The 5,014-nt window shown below is 75.7% G+C and carries 5 protein-coding genes; 3 read left to right on the forward strand and 2 right to left on the reverse strand.

Features of this window, described 5'->3' with window-relative positions:
- Together DZF91_RS28350 and DZF91_RS28355 are read left to right on the forward strand one after the other, a co-directional pair.
- Positions 1 to 476: ATP-binding cassette domain-containing protein (locus DZF91_RS28350; RefSeq protein ID WP_117360184.1), on the forward strand; the 476-nt coding region annotated here is incomplete at its 5' end.
- A 12-nt stretch (positions 477 to 488) separates the two neighbouring features.
- Positions 489 to 2,417 (forward strand): FtsX-like permease family protein, encoded by a 1,929-nt coding sequence (locus DZF91_RS28355; protein WP_147341427.1) that lies wholly within the window; start codon positions 489 to 491, stop codon positions 2,415 to 2,417.
- A 69-nt stretch (positions 2,418 to 2,486) separates the two neighbouring features.
- On the opposite strand, the gene DZF91_RS28360 is transcribed toward DZF91_RS28355, so the two are convergent.
- Positions 2,487 to 2,900 (reverse strand): VOC family protein, encoded by a 414-nt coding sequence (locus DZF91_RS28360; protein ID WP_117360187.1) that lies wholly within the window; start codon positions 2,898 to 2,900, stop codon positions 2,487 to 2,489.
- A 78-nt stretch (positions 2,901 to 2,978) separates the two neighbouring features.
- Between DZF91_RS28360 and DZF91_RS28365 the strand changes: the two genes are divergently transcribed.
- The gene (locus tag DZF91_RS28365; protein WP_117360186.1) at positions 2,979 to 3,863 is read left to right on the forward strand and encodes a 3-methyladenine DNA glycosylase; all 885 of its coding nucleotides are present in this window, start codon (positions 2,979 to 2,981) and stop codon (positions 3,861 to 3,863) included.
- A 41-nt stretch (positions 3,864 to 3,904) separates the two neighbouring features.
- Here the strand turns inward: DZF91_RS28365 and DZF91_RS28370 are convergent.
- On the reverse strand, positions 3,905 to 5,014 hold a 1,110-nt coding region (locus DZF91_RS28370; RefSeq protein WP_147341428.1), incomplete at its 5' end, for an ABC transporter permease.

Below are 5,014 nucleotides of genomic sequence, written 5' to 3' on the forward strand. Positions count from 1 at the left end.
CGGCGCTCGCCGAGGTCGGCCTCGGCGACCGGGGCCGGCACCGGCCGCGCGAGCTGTCCGGCGGCCAGCAGCAGCGCGTCGCGATCGCCCGCGCCCTGGTGACCCGTCCGGCCGTGCTGTTCGCCGACGAGCCGACCGGCGCGCTCGACTCCCGCTCCGCCCGCACCGTCCTGGACCTGATGCGCCGCCTCGTCGCCGGGGACGGAGGAGCCGGGCACGGAGGCACCGGGCACGGAGGCACCGGGCACGGAGGCACCGGGCACGGAGGCACCGGGCACGGGGGTGCCGGGCACGGGGGCGCCCAGGACACGGGCGGCGAGGGCGCGCCGCAGTGCGTCGTCATGGTCACCCACGACCCGGTCGCCGCGGCGGCGGCCGACGCGGTCGTGTTCCTGCGCGACGGACGCCTGGTGGACCGGCTCGTCGGGGCGTCCGCCCGCGAGGTCGCCGACCGGCTCGCGACGCTGGAGGGCTGACCGGTGTGGCGGATGTCGTGGAGCACCTTCCGCGAGCGCTGGACGCTGTTCGCGGGCGCGCTGCTGACCGTGGTGTTCGGGGTGGGGCTCGTCCAGGCGTCGATGATGGTGGTGGTCGGGGCCGCGCACCCGAGGATCCCGGCGGGCGCGTCCCCGCGCGAGGGGCAGCGCATCCGGGACGCCTACGAGGGCGCCGGGTCGCTGCTCGGCATGACGGCGATGCTGGCGTGCTTCCTCGCGGTGTTCATCGTCGGCTCGACCTTCGCGTTCACCGTCGCGCAGCGCCGCGCCGACCTGGCGCTGCTGCGCACCCTCGGGGCCAGCCGCCCGCAGGTGATGACGCTGCTGTTCGGTGAGGCGCTGCTGCTCGGGCTGCTCGGCTCGGCGGGCGGGATCGTGCTGGGCGTCCCGCTGATGTGGGCGCAGTCCTCCCTGCTGACCTGGACGGACATCCTGCCCGGCTCCTTCACGCCCGAGTGGGACAACGGCGTGCTGATCGGATCGGTGTGCGCGGGCGTCGGGATGGCGCTCAGCGGCTCGGTCGCCGCGACCGTCCGGGCCGCCCGCGTCCGCCCGCTGGAGGCGCTGCGCGACATCGGCGGCGCCGCGCGGGTCATGACGCTCGGCCGCTGGGCCTGGGGCGTCACGATGCTCGCGCTGACGGCCGTCCTGGTCGCCGCCGAGGGCCAGGCCGACTTCCTCGGCGCGATGCTGATCGCGCTGGGCGTGTCGTTCAGCGGCGCGATCGGCCTGAGCGCGCTGAGCCCCCTGGTCGTCCCGCTCGCCGGGCACCTGCTGCGGCCGTTCACCCGGTTCGGCCCGCTGGCCGAGCTCGCCCAGGCCAACCTGCGGGACGGCCGCCGCCGCGCCGCCGCGACGGCCGCGCCGATGATCGTGCTGACGGCGCTCGTCGTCGGGCTCACCGCGATGCTCGGCACCCAGGCCAAGGCGGGCGGCGCGGACGTCCAGCGCAAGATCATCGGCGAGTACGTGGTGACGTCCACCGGCGCGGACGCGGCCCGGATCGCCTCGGTGCCGGGCGTCGAGGCGGCGTCCACGAGCGTCGCCGCCGACATCGCGATCACCGTCACCCACCACCTGGGCGGCGGCTCGACCTCCCGGCCGACCACGCGCTCGGGGATCATCGCGATCGACCCCGCCGCCTACCGGCGCACCCACACCTCCAAGCCGGTCTCCGGGACGCTCGACGCGCTGCGCGGCAACGCCGTCGTCGCGGGGCCCGGCTCCGCCGAGGACGGCATCCGGCGCGGCTCGACCGCTGTCGCCGACATCGGCGGACGCAAGGTGAGGCTCAAGGTCGTCGCCAGGATGCCCGCCACCCTGGAGAACGACGCCGACGCGTTCTTCGTCCCGTTCTCCCTGCTCCCGGCCGACATGCTCGCCAAGGGCGAGGCCGAGACGACCGTGAAGGTAAAGCCGGGCACGCCGCCGGAGCAGGTCGCGGACCGGCTGCGCGCGCTGCGGATCGGCGAGGTCCGGACGGTCGCGGCGTGGGCGGACGCGCGCGTCGCCCGGCAGATGGAGGAGAACGACCGGGTGATGACGGTGCTGATGGGCCTGTCCGCGCTCTACGCCGTCGTCGCGATCATCAACGCCATGATCATCGCCGGGACGGAGCGCCGCCGCGAGTTCGCCGTCGCCCGGCTGACCGGGCTGTCGCGCCGCCAGGTCGTCCGGGCCGCGCTGCTGGAGGCGTCCGGGGTGACGGCCATCGGCGTCGGGCTCGGCCTGCTGGTCGCGGTGGCCGCGCTCGGCGGGTTCCTGTTCGGGCCGTCCGGGACGGAGATCCTCGCCTTCCCGTGGACGCTCGTCGGGACGCTGGTCGCCGGGGCGTTCGCGATCTCCAGCCTGACCAGCGTGCTCACCACCCGCGCCGCGACCCGTCCCGCGCCCGTGACCCTGGCCGCCGCCCGCGAGTGACGCGCGCGGACGCGCCGCCGGGGCCTGCGGTCACCGCGTCCGAAAGCCCCCGGCGGCGCGGGGACGGGTTCAAGGGCGGCGGGACGGGACCTCCTGGATGAGCCAGCCGTTGCCGTCCGGGTCCTGGAACGACAGGTAGGTGCCGAAGTCGACGCGCTCCGGGTGGTGGCCCGTCGTCTGGGAGCCGTCCGGGCCGTGGAAGTAGGGCTCGCTCACGTCCACCCCGCCCTTGACCAGGGTCTCGCGGGCCGCGTCGATGTCCGGGACGACGATGTGCAGCCCCTGGACCGCGCCCGCCCGGGCCTCCTCGCGCATCAGCGTGATCGAGCATGCGGACCCGGGCGGCGTGAGCTGGACGATCCGGAAGTCACCGCCGTTCGAGAAGTCCACGTCCACGGCGAACCCGCAGCCCTCCGAGTAGAACGCCTTGGCGCGGTCCACGTCGGCCACCGGGACCACGATCGTCTCCAGCTTCCAGTCCATGATCATCCTCCTGGGTGACGGATCTCCCCGGACCGACTCCCGGACGACCCTGAACTCATCGGCGCCTAGCATGAACGGGTGGAGATCCTCGGGACCGGCGAGTGGCGGGCGCGCGCCGACGCGCACCGCCGGCGCGTCGAGGCCTGGATCGGGCCGCACCTGGAGCGGCGCCGCCGCGGCGAGAAGCACCCCGTCGAGGACTTCCTGTTCACCTACTACAGCCACCGGCCGAACCGGCTCCAGCAGTGGCATCCGGGCGCCTTCGTGGAGCTCGTGGGCGCCCGTGGCCACGGCCGCGACTACCTGGACACCGAGCGCGGCGCGACCGTGGACGCGGCCGGCCTGGTGGAGCGGCGGCGCGCCTCGATCGAGTGGACGGCCGCCCTGCTCGCCCGGACCGCGTCCCGCCCGGCCCAGTTCGGCTGCTTCGGCCTGCACGAGTGGGCCATGGTCTACCGGACGGCCGAGGTGCGGCACGCGGCCTGGCCGATGCGGCTGCCCGCCGACGAGATCGCCGCGATCGTCGAGGCGCGCGGCGTGCGGTGCAGCCACTTCGACGCCTTCCGGTTCTTCACCGAGGCGGCGCGTCCGCTGAACGTGCTCCAGCCGACCCGCGAGACCCAGCACGAGCTGGAGCAGCCCGGCTGCCTGCACGCCAACATGGACCTCTACAAGTGGGCGTACAAGCTGTCGCCGCTCGTCCCGTCCGAGCTGGTCGCGGACTGCTTCGAGCTGGCCCGCGACATCCGCGCCGTGGACATGCGGGCCAGCCCCTACGACCTGGCGGACCTCGGCTACCCGCCCGTCCGGATCGAGACGGCGGAGGGCCGCGCGGAGTACGCGGCCCTCCAGCGGGACTTCGCCCGCCGCGCCGAGCCCCTGCGCCGCCGCCTGCTGGCGGCGTGCGAGGGGCTGCTGGCGGTCCCCGTCCAGCCGGTCCCGGTCCAGCCGGTCGAGGTGTAGTCCGGTCGAGGTGAGCCGGGTCCGGTCGAGGTGAGCCGGGTCTAGTCGCGGGCGGCGAGGGTCCTGGTCGGGTCGGCGCGGAGCGCGGCGCGGGCGGGCAGCGCGGTCGCGGCGAGCGCGAGCAGGGTCGCCGCCGCGAGGATCGCGAGCAGGCCCGGCAGCGGGACGTGCGGCGTCGCGTCGCCGGTCATGCCCGCGCTGTAGGAGGTCAGCGTCCAGAAGGTGATCACCGTCCCGAGGACGGAGCCGATCAGCGCGACGGCCAGGGTCTCCCAGCGCAGCATCCGCAGCACCTGGCGGCGGGTCGCGCCCGCCAGCCGCAGCAGCGCCAGCTCGCGGGAGCGACCGGCGACGGCCATGGCGAGCGTGTTGACCATCGCGATCCCGGCGAACGCGACGACCAGGCCGAGCGCCAGGTAGTTAACGGCGGACGCGTTGTCCGTCCCCCGGTTCGCCTCGGCCCGCGTGGCGAGCGAGACGCCGGGCGGCAGGACGCGGCGCAGCGTGTCGGCCGGGACGCGGGGCGCGGACACCAGCACCGTCCCCAGCGGGGAGTCGGAGTGCGCGGCGACCAGGTCGTACGGCAGCGTCAGGTCGCCGAAGCCCAGGCCGCGCCCGTAGACGGCGACGACCTTCTCGGTGACGCGCGTGCCGTCCGCGAGCGCGAACGCGACGCTGTCGCCGACCTTCATGCCGATCCCGTCGCGGACGGCCACCGTGCCGGGGCCGAGGCGGTCGAGCGAGCCGTCCCGGACGTCCAGGTCCATGGTCTCCCGCAGGCCGCCCGGGGTGACGCCCTGCACGCTGTAGGGGCTGTCCACGGCGCGGACGCGGCTGTGGACGACCTGGGTGACCGCCCGCACGCCCGGCACCCGGCGCAGCGCGTCCGCCGTCGCGGCGGGCACGGCCGGGCCGACCCGGTAGTCGGCGGCCGTCCCGGCCCTGACCTGCGCCTCGGCCGCGCCGGTCAGCGTGGACTGGGCGAACAGCAGCGTCCCGGTCATCGCGATCATGAGGGTGAGCGGCGTGACCACCGAGGCGAGCCGGCGCGCGGACGTCCGCAGGTTCGCGGCGGCGAGCTCGCCCGTCCCGCGGGACGCCCGCAGCGGGACGGCGACGACCGCGATCGCGGCGCGCGCCAGCGGCGGCCC

It is taken from the genome of Actinomadura logoneensis (genome assembly GCF_003428695.1).
Taxonomy (GTDB): domain Bacteria; phylum Actinomycetota; class Actinomycetes; order Streptosporangiales; family Streptosporangiaceae; genus Spirillospora; species Spirillospora logoneensis.